Source organism: Gluconobacter thailandicus F149-1 = NBRC 100600 (assembly GCF_000964465.1).
Taxonomy (GTDB): domain Bacteria; phylum Pseudomonadota; class Alphaproteobacteria; order Acetobacterales; family Acetobacteraceae; genus Gluconobacter; species Gluconobacter thailandicus.
The window spans coordinates 1-21437 of the sequence record NZ_BANH01000047.1 but is presented as its reverse complement, the minus strand read 5'-3'; the positions used below and the strand labels follow the sequence as shown (position 1 = coordinate 21437).

General features: G+C 54.4%; 19 protein-coding genes and 1 pseudogene. 12 read left to right on the top strand and 8 right to left on the bottom strand.

What is annotated here, in order from left to right:
- Both B7444_RS12520 and B7444_RS12515 read left to right on the top strand, forming a co-directional pair.
- A pseudogene (locus B7444_RS12520) lies at positions 1-488 on the top strand (TonB-dependent receptor); the annotation flags it as partial.
- A 72-nt stretch (positions 489-560) separates the two neighbouring features.
- Positions 561-2483, top strand: coding sequence for a CocE/NonD family hydrolase (locus tag B7444_RS12515; RefSeq protein ID WP_007284450.1), 1923 nt, complete (start codon positions 561-563; stop codon positions 2481-2483).
- A 243-nt stretch (positions 2484-2726) separates the two neighbouring features.
- Here B7444_RS12515 and B7444_RS12505 read toward each other — a convergent pair whose 3' ends face one another.
- The 6 genes from B7444_RS12505 to B7444_RS12480 all read right to left on the bottom strand — a co-directional run bounded on the left by B7444_RS12505 (position 2727) and on the right by B7444_RS12480 (position 7792).
- Positions 2727-3503 carry an ABC transporter ATP-binding protein gene (locus B7444_RS12505; RefSeq protein ID WP_007284452.1) on the bottom strand — a complete coding sequence of 259 codons (777 nt, stop codon included), beginning with the start codon at positions 3501-3503 and terminating at the stop codon, positions 2727-2729.
- Positions 3497-4492: an ABC transporter permease gene (locus B7444_RS12500; protein WP_007284453.1), complete on the bottom strand. Its 996-nt coding sequence runs from the start codon at positions 4490-4492 to the stop codon at positions 3497-3499. Before B7444_RS12500 ends, B7444_RS12505 begins: the two co-directional genes overlap by 7 nt.
- Positions 4492-5565 carry an ABC transporter substrate-binding protein gene (locus B7444_RS12495; RefSeq protein WP_007284454.1) on the bottom strand — a complete coding sequence of 358 codons (1074 nt, stop codon included), beginning with the start codon at positions 5563-5565 and terminating at the stop codon, positions 4492-4494. Before B7444_RS12495 ends, B7444_RS12500 begins: the two co-directional genes overlap by 1 nt.
- 23 nt (positions 5566-5588) lie before the next feature.
- Complete coding sequence (locus tag B7444_RS12490) at positions 5589-6134, bottom strand: flavin reductase (protein ID WP_007284455.1); 546 nt, start codon at positions 6132-6134, stop codon at positions 5589-5591.
- The gene (locus B7444_RS12485) at positions 6124-6810 is read right to left on the bottom strand and encodes a peroxiredoxin-like family protein (protein ID WP_007284456.1); all 687 of its coding nucleotides are present in this window, start codon (positions 6808-6810) and stop codon (positions 6124-6126) included. The genes B7444_RS12490 and B7444_RS12485 overlap by 11 nt, the downstream gene beginning before the upstream one ends.
- 97 nt (positions 6811-6907) lie before the next feature.
- Positions 6908-7792 carry a LysR substrate-binding domain-containing protein gene (locus B7444_RS12480; RefSeq protein WP_007284457.1) on the bottom strand — a complete coding sequence of 295 codons (885 nt, stop codon included), beginning with the start codon at positions 7790-7792 and terminating at the stop codon, positions 6908-6910.
- Between the two features lie 142 nt (positions 7793-7934).
- Here B7444_RS12480 and B7444_RS12475 point away from each other — a divergent pair, with 142 nt between their 5' ends.
- From B7444_RS12475 to B7444_RS12455, 5 genes are read left to right on the top strand one after another with little or no spacing between them, the layout of a single operon-like run.
- Complete coding sequence (locus B7444_RS12475; protein ID WP_007284458.1) at positions 7935-9029, top strand: LLM class flavin-dependent oxidoreductase; 1095 nt, start codon at positions 7935-7937, stop codon at positions 9027-9029.
- Between the two features lie 3 nt (positions 9030-9032).
- Positions 9033-10028 carry an NAD(P)-dependent oxidoreductase gene (locus tag B7444_RS12470; protein ID WP_007284459.1) on the top strand — a complete coding sequence of 332 codons (996 nt, stop codon included), beginning with the start codon at positions 9033-9035 and terminating at the stop codon, positions 10026-10028.
- Between the two features lie 19 nt (positions 10029-10047).
- The gene (locus tag B7444_RS12465; protein ID WP_007284460.1) at positions 10048-10854 is read left to right on the top strand and encodes a class II aldolase/adducin family protein; all 807 of its coding nucleotides are present in this window, start codon (positions 10048-10050) and stop codon (positions 10852-10854) included.
- A 14-nt stretch (positions 10855-10868) separates the two neighbouring features.
- Positions 10869-11465 (top strand): cysteine dioxygenase family protein, encoded by a 597-nt coding sequence (locus B7444_RS12460; protein ID WP_007284461.1) that lies wholly within the window; start codon positions 10869-10871, stop codon positions 11463-11465.
- A complete protein-coding gene (locus B7444_RS12455) occupies positions 11462-13069 on the top strand; it encodes a rhodanese-like domain-containing protein (protein WP_007284462.1) in 1608 nt (535 codons plus the stop codon). Before B7444_RS12460 ends, B7444_RS12455 begins: the two co-directional genes overlap by 4 nt.
- 57 nt (positions 13070-13126) lie before the next feature.
- On the opposite strand, the gene B7444_RS12450 is transcribed toward B7444_RS12455, so the two are convergent.
- Both B7444_RS12450 and B7444_RS12445 read right to left on the bottom strand, forming a co-directional pair.
- Complete coding sequence (locus B7444_RS12450) at positions 13127-14290, bottom strand: acyl-CoA dehydrogenase family protein (protein ID WP_007284463.1); 1164 nt, start codon at positions 14288-14290, stop codon at positions 13127-13129.
- A gap of 45 nt (positions 14291-14335) precedes the next feature.
- Entirely contained in the window at positions 14336-15274 is a 939-nt protein-coding gene (locus B7444_RS12445) for an aliphatic sulfonate ABC transporter substrate-binding protein (RefSeq protein WP_007284464.1), read from the bottom strand.
- Between the two features lie 185 nt (positions 15275-15459).
- Between B7444_RS12445 and B7444_RS12440 the strand changes: the two genes are divergently transcribed.
- The 5 genes from B7444_RS12440 to B7444_RS12420 all read left to right on the top strand — a co-directional run bounded on the left by B7444_RS12440 (position 15460) and on the right by B7444_RS12420 (position 21239).
- On the top strand, positions 15460-16299 hold the full coding sequence (locus tag B7444_RS12440; protein WP_016737987.1) for an ABC transporter permease: 840 nt from the start codon (positions 15460-15462) through the stop codon (positions 16297-16299).
- A complete protein-coding gene (locus B7444_RS12435) occupies positions 16296-17024 on the top strand; it encodes an ABC transporter ATP-binding protein (RefSeq protein ID WP_007284466.1) in 729 nt (242 codons plus the stop codon). Before B7444_RS12440 ends, B7444_RS12435 begins: the two co-directional genes overlap by 4 nt.
- Before the next feature lie 27 nt (positions 17025-17051).
- On the top strand, positions 17052-17654 hold the full coding sequence (locus tag B7444_RS12430) for a nitroreductase family protein (RefSeq protein WP_007284467.1): 603 nt from the start codon (positions 17052-17054) through the stop codon (positions 17652-17654).
- A gap of 243 nt (positions 17655-17897) precedes the next feature.
- Positions 17898-19028, top strand: coding sequence for an LLM class flavin-dependent oxidoreductase (locus tag B7444_RS12425; RefSeq protein WP_007284468.1), 1131 nt, complete (start codon positions 17898-17900; stop codon positions 19026-19028).
- A gap of 30 nt (positions 19029-19058) precedes the next feature.
- On the top strand, positions 19059-21239 hold the full coding sequence (locus B7444_RS12420; RefSeq protein WP_035730681.1) for a TonB-dependent siderophore receptor: 2181 nt from the start codon (positions 19059-19061) through the stop codon (positions 21237-21239).
- Positions 21240-21437: the final 198 nt, after the last annotated feature.

Genomic DNA, 21437 nt, shown 5'->3' with positions numbered 1-21437 from the left:
TCACAGACTGCATCGTGCTCATCACACAAAGCTATGTACGTCCGCCAGTCTTTCAAGACCTAACAGGCCCTAGCTGGAATGACGCACAATATCAGACGACATCAATCAATTATGGAGGAAAAACTTACAGTCTTAAGGGTAAGCATCAGGTATATTATCCAAAATTCATGTATAAAGCGAATCTGAATTATACTTGGCACAAGGCGATGTTTAATTTTAATGTCAATTACATTGGCCCAAGACCCATGACGTATCTTAACGATGAATATGTTCCATGCTATTGGATGGCAAATCTCAATCTTGCATATAACTTCGGTAAGGTTGGATTTGCGCAAAACTTAAAAACCACCTTCGGCATCACCAATCTTTTCGATAGCAACTATATTGGGGGGATCTACGGGGCAGCGTCAGTTTCAGGAGATAATAACGCCAATCTGTTCGTTGGAGCGCCTCGACAGTACTTCGGTACTGTCTCTGCTGAATTCTAACCCGACGCGATGGCTCATAGGGGTGGGCTATGGCATAGCAATAGCCCATTGGACTGCCATTCACTTTCTGGAATGACGATGAAAAAGCTTCTTATGGTGTCGGTCTGTGCGCTGACATTCTCGCAGACGGCCCTGGCACAGCCGGTTACTGGTTCGGTCTATACAGACATGCCGACCGATTTCCATGAGATCAATTCGGCTTTTGATTATACTCGTCAGGATGTGATGATTCCGATGCGTGACGGGATTAAGCTTCATACCGTCATTCTCATTCCAAAAGCAGCCAAAAACGCGGGAACGCTGATGACCCGCACGCCTTACAATGCTGCCCATATGGCCTCTCTTGGATCGAGCAGTCACATGGCATCCATCCTTCCGGGTTACGACAACATGCCCGATGTTATTGTCGAAGGTGGGTATATCCGCGTTCTTCAGGACATCCGGGGTAAATTCGGTTCTGAGGGTGAGTATGTGATGAATCGACCAATGCGCGGGCCATTGAATGGTACGGCTGTCGATGAAAGCACGGATACCTGGGATACTATTGAATGGCTGGTTCATAATGTTCCACAGAGCAACGGAAAGGTCGGTATTCTCGGTGTATCCTATGACGGATATACTGCGATCACGGCATTATTCCATCCGCATCCGGCCTTGAAGGTTTCGGTGCCGATGAACCCCATGGTTGATGGATGGATGGGGGATGACTGGTTTCATAATGGTGCGTTCCGCGAGGAAATGCTTCCGTACATTTACGATCAGGGGGCTACGCGGAAAAACACGGCCGAATGGTGGAATAGTGCCTATGATTCGTACACATTCTTCCTGAATGGCGTTTCCGCAGGGGCAGTCGGCAAGTCTCGCGGAATGGACCAGATCGGTTTCTTTCGCCAACTGCTTGCCCACCCTGCCTATGACTCATGGTGGCAGCTACAGGCGCTTGATCGCCTTCTTTCCAAAGAGGGGCTGAAAGTCCCAACCATGCTCGTGCATAGCCTGTGGGATCAGGAAGATAATTATGGTGCGATCGCCGTCTATGATGCATTGCGCAAACACCCCGAAGCGCAGGCAAATCTCTGGCTTGCGATGGGGCCGTGGAACCATGGTGGCGAAATCCACGCGGCCAGTATGCTTGGCTCGGTGGATCTCCATTCCGATACGGGACTGTATTTCCGCAAGCACGTTCTGATGCCGTTCCTCGCGCATTACCTCAAAGACGACGCAATCCCACTTCCTGCACGCGTGACGGCCTATCGTAGCGGTGAAAACGAATGGGAAAGCATGGATGCTCTGCCTGCGCCGGAGTGTGATAGCCAATGTTCCTCCCTGTATTTTCAGCCGGATCGTGGGCTTGCGTTTACGAAACCCGTCGGCAATGCAGGGCAGTTGACCTATGTTTCCGATCCGGATCATCCGGTTCCTTATATTTCTCGCCCCGTCATTTCCAAAGATGAAACAAATTCCGGCTGGCGCTGGTGGCTCACCGCAGATCAGCGAAATGCTGAGGCGCGGCCGGATGTATTGTCTTTGACTTCCGGAGTTCTGACGAAGCCGTTTACCATCACCGGTGAGCCATTGATGCATCTCACTGCGACAACAACGGGAACTGACGGGGATTTTGTTGTCAAACTGATTGACGTTTATCCTGATGAAGTCGATTCCCAGCCTGCGATGGGAGGGTATCAACTGATGGTATCTGGCAATATTCTGCGCGGGCGATATCGGAAAAGCTTTGAAAAGCCTGAACCAATTCCAGCCAATGTGAAGCAGGTTTATTCCGTCCGCCTGCCGATGTTGAACCATACCTTCATGCCGGGTCATCGGATCATGATACAGGTTCAGTCAAGCTGGTTCCCGCTCTACGACCGAAATCCCCAGACTTATGTTGATAACATCATGGTCGCCCCCAAAAGCGCTTATAAATCAGCAGAAATTTCAGTGGACATTGCGGACAGTTGGTTGCAAATCCATGGAAGGACAAAGCCGACCTTGTGAAGCATAACCGTAAGCGCAAAGCTAACTTATACGTTGCTTAAGGTGGCGCGGGCATATCTGATGGATCAGACATGAGTGGGTATTCCTGTTGTTTCTGGCTAAATATGGCGCATATCTTGAGCACAGACAGGCCGCGCTTGCACCGGATATGTCTGAGCTCCCTTCAAGGGAAGCTCTCGAATATACGGTCTCCTGTGATTTTGGAGAGTGTCATTGAGACGGAAAGATTTTCTAGCCTTTGGATCAACCCACAGCCATGACAGCTTCAAGATGCCTTAGAATTTCAGCCCGGAGTTCCTGCAGACGGGGATCTTCCCGATGGGGCGTTGATGGCCAATCCAGCGGGATATTGGCCAGAATGCGTGCAGGGCGGGGACTGAAGACAATGACGCGTGTTGCCAGAAGAAGGGCTTCTTCTATGTCATGAGTCACCATCAAAGCCGTAAAGCCTTGGGATTTCCAGAGACGGTAAAGCTCTGCCTGCATGGCCAGTCGGGTCAGGCTATCGAGTTTGCCAAGTGGCTCATCCAGAAGAAGCAGGCGCGGGTTGTTAATCAGCGCGCGCGCCAGTGCAACACGTTGAGCCATGCCGCCTGAGAGTTGATGCGGCCATGCTGCGGCAAACTCTTCCAGACCGACAAGGCGAATTGCCGCATCAATGGCCTCGGGGTCCTTTTCTCCGCGAATATCCAACCCAAGGGAAATATTGCCCCGGACTGTACGCCATGGATAAAGCGTGGGGTCCTGAAACATGATGATGCGGCTGGGATCAGGCTCCGTAACGGGGGTTCCATCAGCAAGAAGTGTCCCCGCGTCCGGTGATTCGAGACCTGCGACGAGACGTAGAAGGGTGGACTTTCCGCATCCTGAGGGCCCGATCAGGGCTACAAATTCACCGGGTTCCACATCCAGGCTCACATCATCCAGCACAAGCCGGGAGCCCGAGGGCATGTGATAGCTGTGATGGATGTGAGATAATGTCAGGCCAAGAGGAGCCTCGGGATGAGTGGAATTTACCATTTGAGGCCGTCTTTCTGCCATTTGAGAAGATGATCCCGGACCTTGAACAGCACCGTCATAAGTGTTGTGCACATCAGGGACATGACGAACAGGGCGGCATACATGTTCGGGTAAGCAGCCCATCCCTGAGCCCACTGCATGTAAAAACCCAGTCCTGATTTCACGCCCAGCATTTCTGCTACAACGAGCATGGCGAAAGACGCACCCAGTCCCATGAACAACCCGACAAAAATCTGGGGTGTTGCGGCTGGAAGTGCTACGCGAAGAACCAGAAAACGATTTTTCGCCCCCATTGTTCTGGCAACATCGTAATAGGCCGGATCGACGGCCGACACGCCAGACCACGTTAGAACAGCAACGGGAAAACCCGCCGCGAGCGCCATAAGAGCCTCACCGGCCCAGCGGGTTGAAGGAATGACGACAAATGCCAGTGGCAGAAGTGCTGCGGGCGGCAACGGACCGATGACCCGCATGACGGGTCGAACCCAGTAACGGACATGATGGGATCGCCCCAACGCCACACCAACAATAATCCCAAGAATGGAACCGGGGACATATCCTCCTGCCAACAGAAGGAGGGAATGGAACAGACTGTCTCCAAGGCGTTTCCAGTCTGTCAGAAAGACATCCAGCAGATCCTGTGGCGTTCCAAAAAATGGTCTTGGAAGGAGCAGGAGTTTTGCCTGTATGAGCTCCCATGCCCCCAAACCAAGCCCGAGAACAAAAGCCCACGGAGCGCGGTCTTTCAAACGGCCTGTTGCGGCAAGAGCGATCAGCACAAGACCGATGACCATCTGAAAGACTGCAAACTGGTTGGTGGCAGGGAAGTCATCCGCGTCTGGCCATTTCCATGTTACCAGTGCTGCCAGAAGCCATGCAGGCCCCGCGGCCCAACGCCAGAACTGGGCTGGCCTGAAACGGATTTTCGTGGTTTGGACGTGCGTCTCCAGAGCGCGAGGATCTCCCAGCGAAGTCTGCGCGTCGCTCATCAGCTGAACAAATCCTGCGTGACACGCTGTGCATAGCGCTCAGTGTTCAGGGAAGGGCGGAAAACTCCTATCTGCTTTAGGGCTTCTGCATAACGTACGATCTCCTGCCTGAAGTCACCTGTTAGCGTCTGATGATGATGACCCTGCATCTGGAGCATCGCCGCAAGGTCCTTGATATTCGCTTTGGGGGCGTAAGGCTGGAAAATGGCAGCTGCCTCCTCAGAGTTGCAGGCCAGCCACGCACCGGCTTCCATAATCGCACGTGTGACAGCCGCAGCGACCTTCGGCTCATTCCGGATAAGGCTGCCTCGTAACCCAATGACACAGCACGTCAGACGAGCCCATTCACCCTTCATGTTGTTGTCAATATCCAGAAGGCCAAACTGGCGCCGCTGTGGGTAAGAAAACGGGTCGGCATCTGAAATGGCCTGAACGTCTCCGCGTTGCAGAGCGAGAGGCAGCAGATCGGCCGGGAATTGCCGCCACTGAACATCTGTTTCGGGATCAAGCCCTGCTTCTTTCAGACGGATGCTGAAGAAATTCCGGTCGGGGCCGCCAATATCCGTCACCCCGACAGTTTTTCCCTTGAGATCCGTAAGTGTTTTGATCCCGGTGGACGGAGCCGTCATAAGATACATGCAGCCCGCATGCAGTCCTGCTACGAGCTTGACATCAAAGCCCTGCTGAAGCGGCTTGAGCCAGCGCAGAGCCATCCCAGGTGCTCCATCAGCCTTGCCGGTTGAAAGGGCCTCAAGAAGCTGATCCGTTGCCCCGGCAAAATTCACGTAGTCGATATTCAGATTGTATTTCTTGAAAAACCCTTTCTCCTTCGCGACCGGAACGGCAGCGGTGCAGATCGAGGCCTCATTCCATGCGATCGTCAGGTTGCGAGGGGGGCCCGGAATGGGCTCAACGGTTGCGGGTCCTGCGGCCTGACACTGATTTTGTGCTCCTCCCATGTCCATATGATCCATGGCCTGCGCAAGGGCGCGTCCATGCGCGCTTAAAGTGGATGCACTTGCCAGAGAGCCAGTCAGGACAGTACGGCGTGAGGGAAGAAACGCGTGGAACATCAGCAGTTATCCTGGAAAATCAGTCAGGCCCTTTTGACGGGCAGATGGTGAAAATCACGGGAGAACCAGGCGAGCCCATGTTCGGCGTTTGCGCTGGTGGAAATGGATTTCACAGCACAGAACAGGACGTCATGCGTCCCTGCGCTGTGAATGGCATCAATCTCGCAGTCAAGCGTGACGAGTGCGTCTGAAAGCAGAGCGGATCCTGTCTCGCCAAGAACCCAGTCGCCTTGCGCAAACTTCTCATCAGGCTCCACCGAGCGGCTGGCAAACACCCGCGCCAGATCATGATGAGTTGGCGACAGAACACTGATTCCAATGACACCGTTCTTCAGAAACGCCTGATGCGAGCGGTTGCTGCGGTTGAGACAGACCAAAACCGTCGGAGGCGTATCGCTAACGCTGCTGATGGCGGAAACCGTCAAGCCCTGGCGCCCTGCAGGACCGTCTGTCGTGACGAGAACGACAGGAGCCCCCAAAAGGCTCATGGCCTCCCGAAACAGTTCCTGACTGACGGCAGGGGTTTCAAAAGTGGCCGGTGGAAACAGGGTTGCGGTGTTATGCGGCATGAGAAACGCCTCTATGTTCAAGCCCGAGAGCCTTCAAAATGGTTGGAGTTTCGGTTCTGCGCATCCAGTCAGGCGAGATGTCGATAAAACTCACGACGCGCCCGGGGTTGAGAACCAGAATAGTGGGTTTTGGAAGTTCCCAGCTGGATGTTCCATTCAGGGCTTCGCTTCGGCCACCTTTGGAAATCGCGGCTTCCCGCGCAGTGCTATCAAAGAGATAGGTAATACCCAGATGGCGAGACAGCGTCAGTTCCGGGTCATTCAAGACCGGGAAAGGCAGGTCATTCCGCGCTCTGATGCTATCCAGTTCTGGGAAAGGTTGCGAGGATACTGCAACAAGCGGAATACTGGCAGCTTTCAGAACGGGAGCCAGTGTTTCTGCATAGTAGGGCAGCGCAATATTACAGGCAGGACAGCCCGCGAACCTGAAAAACACCAGAACGGCTGGCCCGGAAGACACCAGATCATCCAGTGTAATCCTGGCCCCCTTTGCTTCTAGGAGCACGTGGGGTGAAAGAACATCTCCGGCTTTCACATGCCCAGTCTCGGACTGTGCCCGGACAAGAGCGTCCCGCTGCGCAACATTTCCCGCCAGAGCTTCTGGAGACCATGTCTTGCGACGTTCAGCCTCAAGAGCTTCATAGCGGCTTTGAAGGGAAGAAGAGAAAGTGCTCATGCTCAATAGACCCCAAGGGTGACCTTACCAGCTCACCATGCGGGAGAACCGAGCACGGTTTCCAAGGAGTTTTTCTTATGTGGTAATTTGCACCCGGTCATTGATCCGCTGTCGCCTGACCCAGAAGCTCGGCAAGATCCTGTGCGGCTTCCGGCAAGCCATTTCTCTGCACGAGGATGGTTTCGATTTCCGGGACTTCCGGCAGGGTGCCTGTTGGCAAGATAGAAAGTCCTTCCGAGGTCGCAAAGCGACGTGTCCGGCAACTTGCACCCAGCCCACTCCGGACACCGGCTCGCATGGCGGGAAGGTGAGGAGTTTCCAGCACAATGCGGTAGTCCCGACGCGCTTTCGCAAGAGTCCTCAGCGAGGCTTCGCGGAAACGGCAGGGCGGTTCCAGCAAAACAAGCGGAATTTCAGACTGATCCAGAACGCTCGGATCTCCGATCCAGACCATTCTGTCATGTCCGACAATGCGCCAGGATGAATTGGGACGATCTCCGTGCTGACCCAGGCAGAGAACGATATCCAGCCGGGAGCGATCAAACATTTCCAGCAGTTCCGCTGATCCGCCAACGCGCACGGTCAGCCTGCAACGAGGATGTTCGAGACGGAAACGCGCCAGAACGTCCGGGAGGATGGTATCGGCAAAGTCCTGCACCATGCCGATCGTGATCGGTTCCGGCTCGGAAACATGGCCAAGTTTGTGCATGATCCGGTCGTTGAGGGCAAGAAGTTGGCGCGCATAGGCGACGAGTTCCTCGCCAGCAGGCGTGAGAACCAGCTTTCGTCCATCCCGACGGAACAGCTTCTGCTGAAGAACATCTTCCAGCCGCTTCATCTGCAAACTCAGAGCGGACTGCGTTAAGAATATCGTTTCAGTTGCCTGTGCCATGGAACCGGCTTCCACGATCGCGACGAAAGACCGCAGAAGTTCAGTCGGAACATTGCGTGCCATGCGCTGGGGAAGGGAGGTGTGGGACATAGCAGCGCTCCGTGCTGGAGACATGGTCTATAATTAACCATGCAAAAGTGTGGCATTTGTGTTTCTTGCTTGAATTATGACGTAATAAAATGAGTATATTGTCAATACAACAATTTATTATAGTCTTTTAGGGGTTTCAGCCATGCCTGTGGAATTCATCGGGTTCGTGAGCAGTCAGAACCATTCCGAGATTATTCCACCAACCGGGCCGGTTATTGATCTTGCCCATATCGAGACTGCCGCCAAAATCCATGAAAATGGCGGTTTTGACAGGGTATTGATCGCTTTCCATTCCAATTCGCCCGAGAGCATCCTGCTGGCCCAGCATGTCGCTGCCACGACACGGACGCTGGGCTTGATGGTGGCGCATCGCCCCGGATTCACGGCCCCGACTCTTGCAGCCCGTCAGTTTGCAACGCTTGATCAGCTTAGCCGCGGTCGGGCTGCTGTGCATATCATCACGGGTGGGAGTGATACGGAACTCCAGGCGGATGGCGATCATACCGTCAAGGCAGAGCGGTACGCCCGAACTCGCGAATATCTTGAGATCGTGCGTCGGGAATGGAGCAGCCGGGAGCCGTTCGATTATCAGGGCAAATTCTACAATGTGCGTGGAGCCCAGTCGCGCGTGCTGCCCTATCAGGGTGACGCCATTCCGGTTTACTTTGGCGGGTCTTCGGACGAAGCCATTGCCGTAGCGGGTGAACAGGCAGACGTTTATGCTCTGTGGGGCGAAACCTATGAGCAGGTCCGTGAAACTGTCTCTCGTGTTCGTGCCGCGGCAGAAAAGGCAGGACGCAGCAACCTGCGGTTTTCGCTTTCTCTTCGACCCATACTGGCTGAAACAGAGGAAGCTGCATGGGCCAAGGCCGATGCCATTCTCGAGAAGGCCAAGGCTCTTCAGGAAAAGACGGGTTATACCCGCTCGTCTGTCATTCCGAATGAAGGCTCTCGCCGCCTGCTAGCTGCAGCCGAGCAGGGCTCGCGACTGGACAAGCGCCTCTGGACGGGCATTGCAGCTCTGACGGGCGCTAAGGGTAACTCTACGTCATTGGTGGGAACGCCGGATCAGGTGGCGGAAGCTCTTTTGGATTACTATCGTCTGGGAATTTCGACGTTCCTGATCCGTGGGTTTGACCCTCTTGTGGATGCCTATGATTATGGGCGGGATCTGTTGCCGCGTGTTCGCGACCTGGTTGCGAAAGAAGACCAGCGCTCTGGCCAGAAGGCTGCCTGAAACATGGCAACCGCCTCAACGGCCTTGACGGTTATCAACCAGATCGGGCCGGAAATCGGCCATATCCTTTCTGGGCTGGGCGAGCGCGTCCGGGTGGTGGCTCAGAGCAGGGACGTTTCTGAGCCGTGGAATACGGGCGAGGCGGACATTCTGCTGACCGGTCCGTCTGCAGCCTGGCGCAACGCCCCTGAAGCACCTCCCGTTGGCTGGAATCCGGCGCTCCGCTGGGTGCAGATTGCATCGGCCGGAGTGGATGGTTTTCCGGAATGGCTGCTTCAGGGACGCGATATTACGACGGGCCGCGGCAATGCTGCCGGGCCAATTGCTGAGTACGTCCTTCTTGCCCTTCTGGCCCAGGCCAAGCGGTTCGAAACGTTCAAGCCCTTATCTCCCGAGGATTGGGGCCAGCAGGCTTCCGTCGTCAAACATGACACGCCATTGGGATCGCTGGCGGGGCAGACACTTGGTCTTGCGGGGTATGGGGCCATAGGGCAGCAAATTGCTCGTCTGGCACGGAGTTTCGGGATGTCCGTTCTCGTCTGGCGCAGAAGTGCCTGGACGGATCGAGAGGTCGCCCGGGAAGATGTGCAGCCTGTCGCCGATCTCGGGACGCTGTTTGAACGCTCCGATCATCTGGTGCTGGCTCTGCCGCTGACTTCAGAAACGGACAGGATCGTGGGAGCGGCTGTTTTGGCGCGAGCAAAGCCTGGGCTGCATCTCGTCAATGTGGCGCGTGGAAAGCTGATTGATGAAACGGCTCTCTTGCACAGCCTTGATCATGGGAACGTCGCGGCAGCGACGCTGGATGTTACGGCACCGGAGCCTCCTCCTGCGAGGCATCCTTTTTATACCCACCCCAAAATTCGGTTGACGCCACACATTTCCTGGTCCGGGCCAGACGTATTGGCCAGTCTGGGGCAGCGCATTACTCGAAATTTCGAAAATTTCCTTCAGGGGCGGCCGCTGGAAGCCCGGTTGGATCTGAGCCGTGGATACTGATTTCTCAAGGAAGACTCTCATGAGTGCGACACAGCATAACATCTCGTCCCTGCAGGAAGGCCGTGCACGGACCCACCGTCTTCAGCCCCGCAAGCCTGCGGCGACGTTCGAAGAGGAGCGCCTCCATCGGAAGCAGCGCCTGGCTGCGACGTTCCGGCTCTTCGGGCGCTATGGCTTCGATCAGGGGCTTGCAGGCCATGTGACAGCCCGTGATCCGGAGTTCCCGGAGCGGTACTGGATCAATCCGCTGGCTGTGCATTTCTCGCAGATCAAGGTTTCTGATCTTCAGCTTGTGGATCATGAAGGAAATATCCTGATCGGGGATCGCCCGATCAATACGGCCGGCTTCACCATTCATTCGGCTCTGCACCGTGCGCGTCCGGATGTAGTCGCTGCGGCGCATACACACTCCACATATGGCAAGGCATTTTCTGCGTTAGGGACCGAATTGCTTCCCATCACGCAGGATTCCTGTGCTTTTTATGAGGACCATGCGGTCTTCGATCCTTTCAGTGGGGTGGTACTGGATGACAGTGAAGGCGACCGTCTGGCCGCGACGCTGGGAAACCGGAAAGCTCTGATCCTTCAGAACCACGGTCTTCTGACCGCGGGGCCGACCGTTGAAGCCGTGGCATGGTGGTTTCTGGCCATGGATAACGCCGCGCATACGCAGCTTCTGGCGCAGGCCGCCGGGCCGCTGAAGCCTATTGCGTCGGATATTGCACGGCTGACCGCCAGCCAGGTCGGAACGGCACAGGGCGCCTATTATTCTTTCCAGCCTCTCTGGGACTGGATCGTCGCCCTTGAGCCCGATCTGCTCGATTAAGGACTGCGAGATCAATGACGAATATTGAACCATTACGAGAGTTCGTTTCCGGATTTACGCGGCTGTTCGAGACACATCTCGACGCCGCATCTATCCAGAAAGCAGGGGCGGAGCTTCTGAAAACCCTCGTCTCGCACGATGACTGGTTGCCCGAAACCTATACCCGGCCGCATCCGGAACGCTACAGCCAGTATCTCCTTCACTGTGATCCATTGGAGCGGTTTTCTGTCGTCAGTTTCGTCTGGGGCCCGGGACAGAAAACGCCTTTGCACGATCATCGTGTGTGGGGCCTGATCGGGATGCTACGGGGAAAGGAGAGCGAAACGCAGTTCACGCGCAGGGACGACGGAAGCTTTGAAAAGGGCGGGACCGACTTCCTTGAACCAGGTGAAGTCGCGTTTCTGGCGCCGGGGGTGAATGACTATCATCTCGTGGCCAACGCCCTGCCAGATCAGACGTCGATTTCCATTCATGTGTATGGTGCCAACATCGGTGGCGTTTCGCGCGCCGTTTACGATGAGACCAGCGGCACCGAGAAGACCTTCATATCCGGATATTCGAGCGAGGATGTTCCCAATCTCTGGGATCGTTCCAGGAGCAAGGCTGCATGAACAGCATTACAAACCTTCTGCCAGTGACCTCTTCTGAGATCGTCCGGCAAAGCCTGAAAAATGGGGCTGAAATCGCGCTTCTGGATGTCCGTGAAGAAGGGCCTTTTGCCTCGGCGCATCCGCTCTTCGCTGTCAATCTTCCCATTGGACGCATCGAGGAGCGCATTGCCGGCCTGGTGCCGCGCAAGGATGCGCCCATTGTTGTGTATGATAACGGGGAAGGCCGTACGGCAAAAGCTGTTCGACTGCTCCAGTCCCTTGGATATTCTGACGTCTCGGCGTTGGAGGGCGGTCTGGAGGGCTGGAAGCGATCCGGGGGGGAGATCTTCATTGATGTGAACGTCCCGTCCAAGGCATTTGGCGAACTCGTTGAACATGTTCGGCACACACCGTCTCTTCCAGCGCGTGAGGTTCAGGACAGGATCAAGCGCGGCGATGATCTTGTCATTCTCGATGCACGCCGGTTCATCGAATACAATGTCATGGCCATTCCAGGCGGGCGTTCGGTTCCGGGCGGCGAACTGGCGTTGCGGGTTCGGGATATTGCGCCTTCGCCGGAAACAACTGTTATTGTGAACTGCGCGGGACGGACAAGATCCATCATTGGCACGCAGTCTCTCGTCAATGCTGGAATTCCCAACCCGGTTTTTGCACTGCGTAATGGTACCATTGGCTGGACGCTGGAAGGGCTTTCGCTCGAACATGGGGCTACCCGCAAGGGAACAGACGTTTCAGAGCAAAACCATCAGGCGGCACATACCCGCGCAGAGCTATTGGCGGAACGGACAGGTGTTCGGATCATCACTGCGGACGGTCTGGAAAAATTACGGGCTGATCCGGAACGAACTGTCTATCGGCTGGATGTCCGTTCACCTGAAGAATACGTGGAAGGACATCTGAAGGATTTCCGTTCCGCACCGGGCGGCCAGCTTGTGCAGGCGACAGACGAATGGGTCGGTGTCCGGCATGGAACCATTGTTCTGACGGACGATGATGGGGTTCGGGCCAGAATGACGGCCCACTGGCTTAGGCAGTTGGGGTGGAACGAAGTCTACGTTCTGGATAAATGGGACGGTCTGCCGCTTGAAACCGGACAGGAAGCGCCTCTGCTTTCGCAGCCTTTACCAGACGTCGAAACGATTTCTGCCGTTGAGCTGCAAGAGAGTCTTGTGACTGGCGATATTCTGGTTCTGGATCTGGCCACCAGCCCTGCTTTCCGGAAGGGACATATTCCGGGCGCAAAGTTCCTGATCCGTCCGGATCTGGTGTCTCATCCGGCAACCCGGCAGGCCAAGAATATTGTTCTAGTGTCTCCGAATGGTATCGCCGCCAATCTGGCAGCGCCGGATCTTGTCGGGGAAGGCAGACGTGTTCGTGTCCTGAAGGGTGGCACGGAAGCATGGCAGGCAGAAGGGTATGCGCTTGAGGCAGGGCTAAACGAGGCGCAAGCGATCTCGGAGCCGGATGATGTTTACAAGCGCCCTTATGAAGGGACAGACAACGCGGCAGAAGCCATGCAGGCTTATCTGGATTGGGAGTACGGACTGGTTGCCCAGCTTGAGAAGGATGGAACCCATGGGTTCAGGGTTCTGGAAGAGATCTGAGCTCTGACAGGCCCTTTCTGCCCCCGGCGGCGTTTATCGTCGCCGGGTTTTTTATGTCTAAATCTTCAGTGCTTCGCGGCCGGCAGCCAGAAGGGCGCTGTCGCCCTGTGGCGTGTGAACGCGTCCGCACAGGACATTGCGGTAATGCCGTTCAAGAGGATTATCCTGGCTGAGTCCGGGATTCCCAATGGCCGCGACTGCTTTACTCACGGCTGTAATGGCATTTTCCGTGACGACCTGTTTGGCCAATCCGGCGCGGGTATCGCTTTCCGTACTCTGTTCCGCAAGAGTGATCGCATGGTTAATCAGAGCCTCATTTGACAGAAGGAGAGCATCGATCTCTCCCAGCAAGATCTGAAAACGAGGGAGCGTTGCAAGGGAATCTACGAGATTGGAGGGCACACGGCTATGAAGAAATTCAACCAGCCAATCCCGTGCCGCGATGGCGATGCCATTATAGAGCCCCGCAATGACAATCGCATGCCAGCTTGCAATCGCGACCGGACCAGTTTCTTTTGCGGGTGAAGGCGCCAGAAGGCCCAGATAGCGCTCCGGGATCTCCACGTCATCGAAGATGATCGTATGGCTTCCTGTGGCGCGCATTCCGAGCTGGTGCCAGCTTTTCTCGATCCGCACACCCCTCAGATCCAGGGGTACCAGAACCGGCCCGACTTTGGGTTCAGCATCGTCTGTTTTTGCCCAGACTACGCCCCATTGAAGAGCTGTGGAGCCTGTTGAGAAGATTTTGCGCCCCGAAATACGCCACGTAGAACCGTTCCGGCTGACCGTCGTTGCGGGAAGTCCACCACGGGCAGGCGTGCCAAGTTCCGGTTCTACGCGCAGGGCATTGATGAGAGCACCTTCCTGACGGATGCTCTCGAACAGTTCCTGCTTCACATCGTCGGACCATTGCGGCGAATGTGCGAAAGCTCCGGACTGAAGATACTGCATCGCCAGAATGAGGGCAGTCGATGGATCACCCTGTGCAAGACGACTGACAATCTGGGTCACGGTGCGAAGAGAAATGTCTTCCCCACCGGCCTCCTTCGGGAGTGCCAGAGTGAGGAAACCCGCGTCATGAAGGTCATGCAGGTTCTCAATCGCAATGTTACCGCTACGATCATAGCGTGCTGCGCGTTCGGCAAAAACCTGAACCAGCTCGTCGAGGGTTTTGTCCGTTACGGAAGTACTGGTTGTGGAAGAAAATGGACTGTCACCCATGGCGGTTCTCCGTCTTTCCTCTATCTGGCGGATACTAGAGCGTATTTATTGTGGGGTAGAAACCGTCAGATCAAAAGCGCCTTCAAGTTTCCCTGCCTCTTTCAGGAATCCACCGGAACGATAGGCGTCCAGGGTCGTCTGTTCCTGCTGAATGACTTTCGTTGTCAAAGGTGCAGGAGAGGCAATAAGGCGTTTGGCCACGGCGGTTGCGACGGGCAGCGGTAGACCGGTTTGGCGGGCCAGAATGGCGGCATATTCGGCCTGATGCTCCGTTCCCCACGCGTAAGCAGCCGTCATCCGTTTATAGAAATCAGTCAGTTGCGCATGTTTTGTTGCCAGGGCCTCGTTGGTCGCGACAAAGAAACTGTTGTTGGGCATGACGTCCCGGCCATCCACGATATTGCGTGCATGGCTCTGGACCACCGCCAGTGAAACATAGGGTTCCCATGTGGACCAGGCATCAATCTGCCCCGTATCAAGTGCAGCCTTGGCCTGAGCTGGTGCAAGGAAAACGATATGCGGAGCGGGTGCGGGAATGGCGCCCGTCGCAATCAGGCGAAGAAGCAACAGATGACCGATCGAGCCTTTGCCTGTTCCAATCCTTTTTCCGGACAGATCCGCCGCAGTGTGGATGGGGGAAGAGGCTGAAGTAACTACAGCGGTCGACTCTCCGCCTCCTCTGGGTGGAACCAGAAAGGCTGCCTTGATGGGCAGATGAGCGCCCCAGGCAAAAAGAAAGGGCCCATCTCCCGCAATTCCCGTATCCACGGCGTTCGCCGCAAGCGCCTGTAGAAGGGGAGCGGCGGCCTCAAATTCGGTCCATTGAAGAGTGTAGGGCAGATTTTTGTCCTGTCCGGCAGCCTCAAGAAGAGCCTTCTGCTGCCCTTTCTGATCGGCGACGATCAGGGTGCCTTCTGCCTGGGCAAAAGAGGTTCCCAAAAAAAGTGCCGCCATGAAGGGCAGAAATTTTCTTACAGAGGCCATAAAAAGTAACTCGTTCAAATTTTGGAAATGGGCCCTGTGCGCAACAGGAAAGTCTCCAGATTGAGAGCATGTCTGCTCAGGCACAATTAAATCACGTCAAACATTGGTATTTACAATATTCACCTGACATCTGCGCGTAGAATAGGGAAGGTGGGCGTCTATTGCTGCCTGTGGGAGGACGCCCGATGTCAGACGCCATCACACTGACTGGACCGTACAAGACTGCTGAAGCCAAGGGGAAACCCCGGAGTTTGAGGACGCTTGTTTCCATAAGGCGTTACGCGTCTCCCATTGTTCTGGTCTGTCTCTGGCAAGCTGCGTGCTCCCTGGGGCTGCTTTCCACCCGGCTTGTCGCATCTCCGCTCCAGATTGCGGTAACGGGCTGGACGCTGGTGCGTGACGGAACGCTTCCTTTCAATCTTGGCGTTTCTCTTCTGCGGGCGGGAAGTGGCCTGGGCCTTGCCATCAGCTTTGGGGTGACGCTCGCACTGATTTCGGGCCTGTCCAGGATTGGGGAGGATGTTGTTGATGCACCTCTGCAAGTCCTGCGGACTTTGCCCGCGCTGGCGCTTGTGCCGTTGTTCATCCTGTGGTTCGGGATTGGTGAAACCCCCAAAATTCTGCTTGTCGCGCTGGGGGCAACGTTTCCGATCTATCTGAACCTTCACAAAGGCATCCGGTCTATTGATCCGAAGCTCGTGGAAATGGCGTCCACGCTGGGCTTGTCGCGCTGGCAGACGATCCGGGATGTGTTTCTCCCCGGAGCGTTGCCTGATTTCCTGACAGGGCTGCGCTATGCCGTCGGTGTGTCCTGGCTGATGCTGGTCGTTGCCGAACAGGTGAATGCGGAAAGCGGTATCGGACACATGATGATGGATGCCCAGGATTTCCTGCGCACGGACATCATCCTTGTAGGTCTTCTCGTTTACGGTGTGCTGGGCCTTATATCCGATCAGATTGTCCGTTTTCTGGAAAGTGCCCTGCTGTCCTGGCGCCCCGATGGCCGAAAAGGGCGAACGGCATGACACATACACATTCTGAAGCTCATCCTGGCACTGCTGTCATTGTGGAGCAGCTGACGCGACGGTTCAACAATGGTCCTCCTGTTCTGGATGGGCTGGATCTGGCGATTGCTCCCGGTGAGTTTGTTGCTCTGCTGGGGCATAGCGGATCTGGAAAGTCGACCCTGTTGAGAACACTGGCAGGACTTGATCCGGTGACGGATGGGGCTGTGACCAGACCTCGTGAAGTCTCGGTCGTGTTTCAGGAGCACCGTCTGCTTCCATGGAAACGTGTGTGGAAGAATGTCGTGCTGGGGCAGGAAGACAAAGGCATCCGGCACCGTGCGGAAACCGTTCTGGAAGAGGTGGGGTTGTCTCATCGCAGTAATGCCTGGCCGCTTACGCTCTCGGGAGGCGAAGCGCAGCGCGCGGCGCTTGCCCGGGCTCTTGTAAGAGAGCCTGCCTTTCTGATGCTGGATGAACCGTTCGCTGCTCTGGATGCCCTGACGCGGTTGAAGATGCAGCAACTGGTGGCTGATCTCTGGAAGAAACACGGTTGTGCGGTGCTGCTCGTGACACATGATGTGGACGAAGCCCTTCTTCTCGCTGACCGTGCTGTAGTGCTTGAACGAGGACGCATTCGGGTAGATGTTCCCATTACGATACCGCGTCCTCGGCGGCACTCCGATCCGGGGTTTGATGCGCTGCGGAGTCTGTTGCTAGATGCACTGGGCGTGCATGCTGCGTGAGTTTGTATTTTTGATAAGGCCAATTTCATGACAACTGCCCCCGGCCGCGCGCCGAATTCTGCTGTCCTCCCGGCTATTCTTGATCGATGGTCTCCACGGGCTTATCAGCCGACGGATATTAATCTTGAAGATTTGCTCGGGTTTCTGGATGCAGGTCGCTGGGCACCTTCGGCTTACAATATCCAGCCGTGGCGCTTTATTTACGCCCGTCGAAATACCCCTGACTGGGACCGGTTCCTGTCCTGGTTGATTCCGTTCAACCGGAGTTGGGCGGAAAACGCTTCAGCTATTGTCTATATCGCCTCCAGAACAATCACCATTTCCAGTAGAACGGGAGAACCTTCTCCATTACCGACCCATGCTTTTGATGCGGGTGCAGCTTCCGTTCTGATACAGATTCAGGCCTCACAGGCAGGGTGGGCTGTCCATCCAATCAGCGGTTTCGATCGTGATTTGGCACATGCAGGGCTGGAGTTTCCAGAAGACTATCAGGTTCATGCAGCCCTCGTGATTGGGCGGCAGGGGGATGCTGGTGCCCTGTCGGAAGAACTGCGTGAGCGCGAACAGCCTTCTGGTCGTTTTCCTCTTGCGGAAATAGCATTTGAAGGACGTTTCAGGTCGAACGAATAGTAAGAATTCGGGAAAGTTATTTTTTAATTTATCCTGCAATAATTAAATTATTGCAGGATGAATTAAATATAATAATATCACGGTTTTATTTATATTATATTGGTTGAATGCAATCCGAAAACCAAAGATAACTCATATGAAAACCGGAAACATTACAGATAGTTAGGTAATAATTTTTCATTATTAAAATGTTTGAAAAGTAAAAGTTATTAGAATGAAACCACTTTCTTTTGGAGTGGTTTCATGTCTATCGAATTTATCGGTTATGTCAGCGCACGCGAACAGACAGAGACCCTTGATCTTTCAGGGCCAGAAATCGATCCAGCGTATATTGCCGCCACGGCTCTGATCCATGAACGGAGTGGCTTTGACAGGGTTCTTGTTGCGGCTCATTCGACTTCTCCAGACAGCACGTTGATTGCTCAGTATGCGGCGTCTGTAACATCGCAACTCGGGTTGCTCATTGCACACCGTCCGGGTTTTACCGCTCCTACTCTGGCGGCAAGACAGTTTGCAACCCTGGATCACATCACTCAGGGACGGGTAGCTGTTCATATCATTACGGGTGGAAATGATCGTGAGCTTGAGGCTGACGGTGATCATCTATCGAAAGTGGAGCGGTATCAACGAACAGCAGAATATTTGCAAATTCTTCGCCGCGAATGGGCGGGAGACAGACCCTTTGATCATGATGGCAGGTTCTACCGTCTGAGGAACGCGTCTTCCTCTGTGTTGCCCTATCAGCCGGAGGGTATCCCTCTGTATTTCGGCGGGGCTTCCGAAGAGGCCATCGGTGTCGCTGGCGAACTCGCAGACGGGTATGCCTTGTGGGGAGAGCCACGGGCCAATGCAGCCGAGTTGGTAGAAAAAGTGCGCTCTGCTGGACAACGGCATAATCGGTCTTTGCGGTTCTCCATTTCTTTTCGCCCGATCATTGCGGATACGGAGGAGGAGGCCTGGGAGCGTGCTGCGATTATTCAGAAGCAGGTCGAGACGCGGCAGGCGACCATTCTTCCAGCACAAAACGGGATAGCCCTCGACGACGCGGGCGCACATCCAACGGAGGACACCCTTCCAACAAATGAGGGCTCAAGGCGCCTGCAGGCGATTGCAGCGAAGTCCGCACGTCATGATGAACGTCTCTGGACAGGTGTCGCACAGGTAACGGGAGGTCGCTGGAATTCCACATCTCTGGTTGGGACTGCAGATCAGGTCGCAGACAGCCTGCTTCAATACTATCGGCTGGGAATTGAGACCTTTCTCATACGTGGGTTTGATCCGCTGAATGACGCCATTCGGTATGGAAGAGACCTTATTCCCCGGGTTCGTGCGCTGGTCGAGCAGGAAGACAAGCTCCGTCACACCTCAGGTTGAAGTTTCGGATTTTCTAAGGATATGTTTATTATGAAGCGTCTCAGCCTGCGCGCTTTTTTACTTATCAGCCTGCCTGACCTGTCCATGGCTGCGACGGTTCATCAGGACGTACGAACGCAAAATCGCGCACATCATAAACCCACGGTTCAGCCAGCAGCCAATGCTCCCATATATCGTCCTGCACCGCACGATCTCAACAGCAGCACGCAGGAGTCCGTTACGGTTCATGTAACGCGTCAGGCTCCTAAACTGGCGCGTAAGGTTCCACTGGGCGCATTTGGGACACGATCAGAGTTCGATACACCTTTTTCGGTCAGCACGATTTCGGCTGACCGGATCGAACAGATGCAGGCGACCGATATCAATGATGTCATGCGCTATGAACCGGGTGTACAAGCCAATTCGAATGGATCGTCCACAGCATCAGGTTCAAGTGTCAGGGTGCGTGGCCTGAACCTTGACTGGACGAATGGCTACAAGATCGACGGCCTGGCTATTCCTTACTGGTATATTGATCTGCCTCTGGCGAATTTCGATCATGTACAGGTCGTCAAAGGAGCTTCGGCCTTCATGTATGGCTTTGGCTCACCCGGGGGTGTTCTGGATTACCAGTTGAAAGCACCGGTTGAAGAAAGGAAACTGACGCTGGAAGCGGGTTACCGGTCTGACGCTGTATTCAGGCAGATGCTGGACGCTGGCGGGTCTTTGGATAAAAATCATCGGGTGCAAACGCGATTTGTTTTTGCAAGCGAAGTCGGGGATCAGGTGAATGACAGCTTCCTGCGTAACCTGTCTTTGTCTTTTACAACAAACGTCCGCATTACGAACACGCTGCACTGGCATTTCAATTCGTTCTACCTGAATACACTTCAGAAAGGCATGGTGAATACCATTGCATCCGCCAATGGTGTTGGCGCGGTGGAAACAATGAGCGGGCGTGAAGCATTCGGTGCGGCAGATTCATGGAAAACCAATGACATGAAGAGATTCAGCACAGGCTTCGACTGGGATTTTTCCAAAAAATGGAGTGCTCATCTGACGTATGGCTATACGCATCTTGATGAAAAATTTCCTTCCAATCAGGTGACGTTTACCGGAACAAATGGTGACTATAGGAGCCAGGCCTTCGAGATGGTCCGTGTTCTGACCTATCATCAGGTGGATGCCACAACTCAGGGGCATTTTGAGACAGGTCCGTTACATCATGATGTGATTGCCGGAGTCACATGGCTGCGTCAGATGTTCGATGCAGACGCCAATTCCGGGGCTAAAACTCCTGTGGAATACGGGAATATCTTTGTCGATCGTCCTACATTGACAAGTGCGAGCAACTTCAACCCTCGGATGTATCGCTATATTGATTACCAACAGGTAGCACCATTCTGGAGCGATACAATCACCTTTCACCGCTGGTCTCTCATGGCGGGAGGCCGGTATACGAATTATCTGGAAAACGATTTTTCGACGTCCGGCACGCAGACCGCGGCTCACAGAAACAATCCTGTCACGCCCCTTGTGTCTCTGAGCTACAAAGTTACACCAGAAATAAATACCTATTTTAGCTGGGTGCAGGCCATGCAGTCGGGTGGGCAAGCTGGTGCATCCAACGTGAATTACATGCAGGTGTTCGGCCCGATACGGAGTGATGAATATGAACTGGGAGTAAAGATACAGAAGAAAAAATGGAACGGAACACTGGCCGTATTCCGTATGGACACTGGGGCTGCGTATACAAATGCCCAGAATTATTATGTTCAGGACGGGCTTTCCCGGTATCAGGGTGTTGAGGCAGCGGGATCCTGGCTCGTTACCCGTGATCTCAACGTCAATGGGAGTATTGCTTATCTGGACGCTCGATATGTTCAGGCCGCAGCAGGGTATCACAACCATAAACTGGAGGCTGTGGCTCCGTTTCAGGCCTCGTTCAATACGGAATATCGTTTGAAATATATCAAAGGTCTAAGCGTTAATGCCGGTTTCAACTACGTTTCCCGAAGCTGGCTGGATGCTGCTAATACGGTTCGATTACCATCTTATATTGTAGGCAATATCGGAGCGGCTTACAGCACGAAAATTGGCAGCCATCATGTTGTACTGAGAGCGGCAGTCGAAAATATCGGAAATGTTCGTTATTGGCTAAGCCGTGGAAACAGAAACTTGTTTCCAGGAGCACCTCGCACGGTTTCTCTCAATGCGCGTTTTGATCTCTAAAGCATAATGCGATCAGTCTGATTCATATTTTGCGTATGTGGGGTAGACATTATTAAGCGTGCATAGATTGACTTTCTTGATTTTAGCGATGGCGCTCTTGATCGGGGCCGTATTTAAACCTGCTAGGTAGATTGAACGGATATCGGGCTTGGGCATCTAAGAGCCTGTTTGGAAAATCGATCTGATGTGATTCAAGCT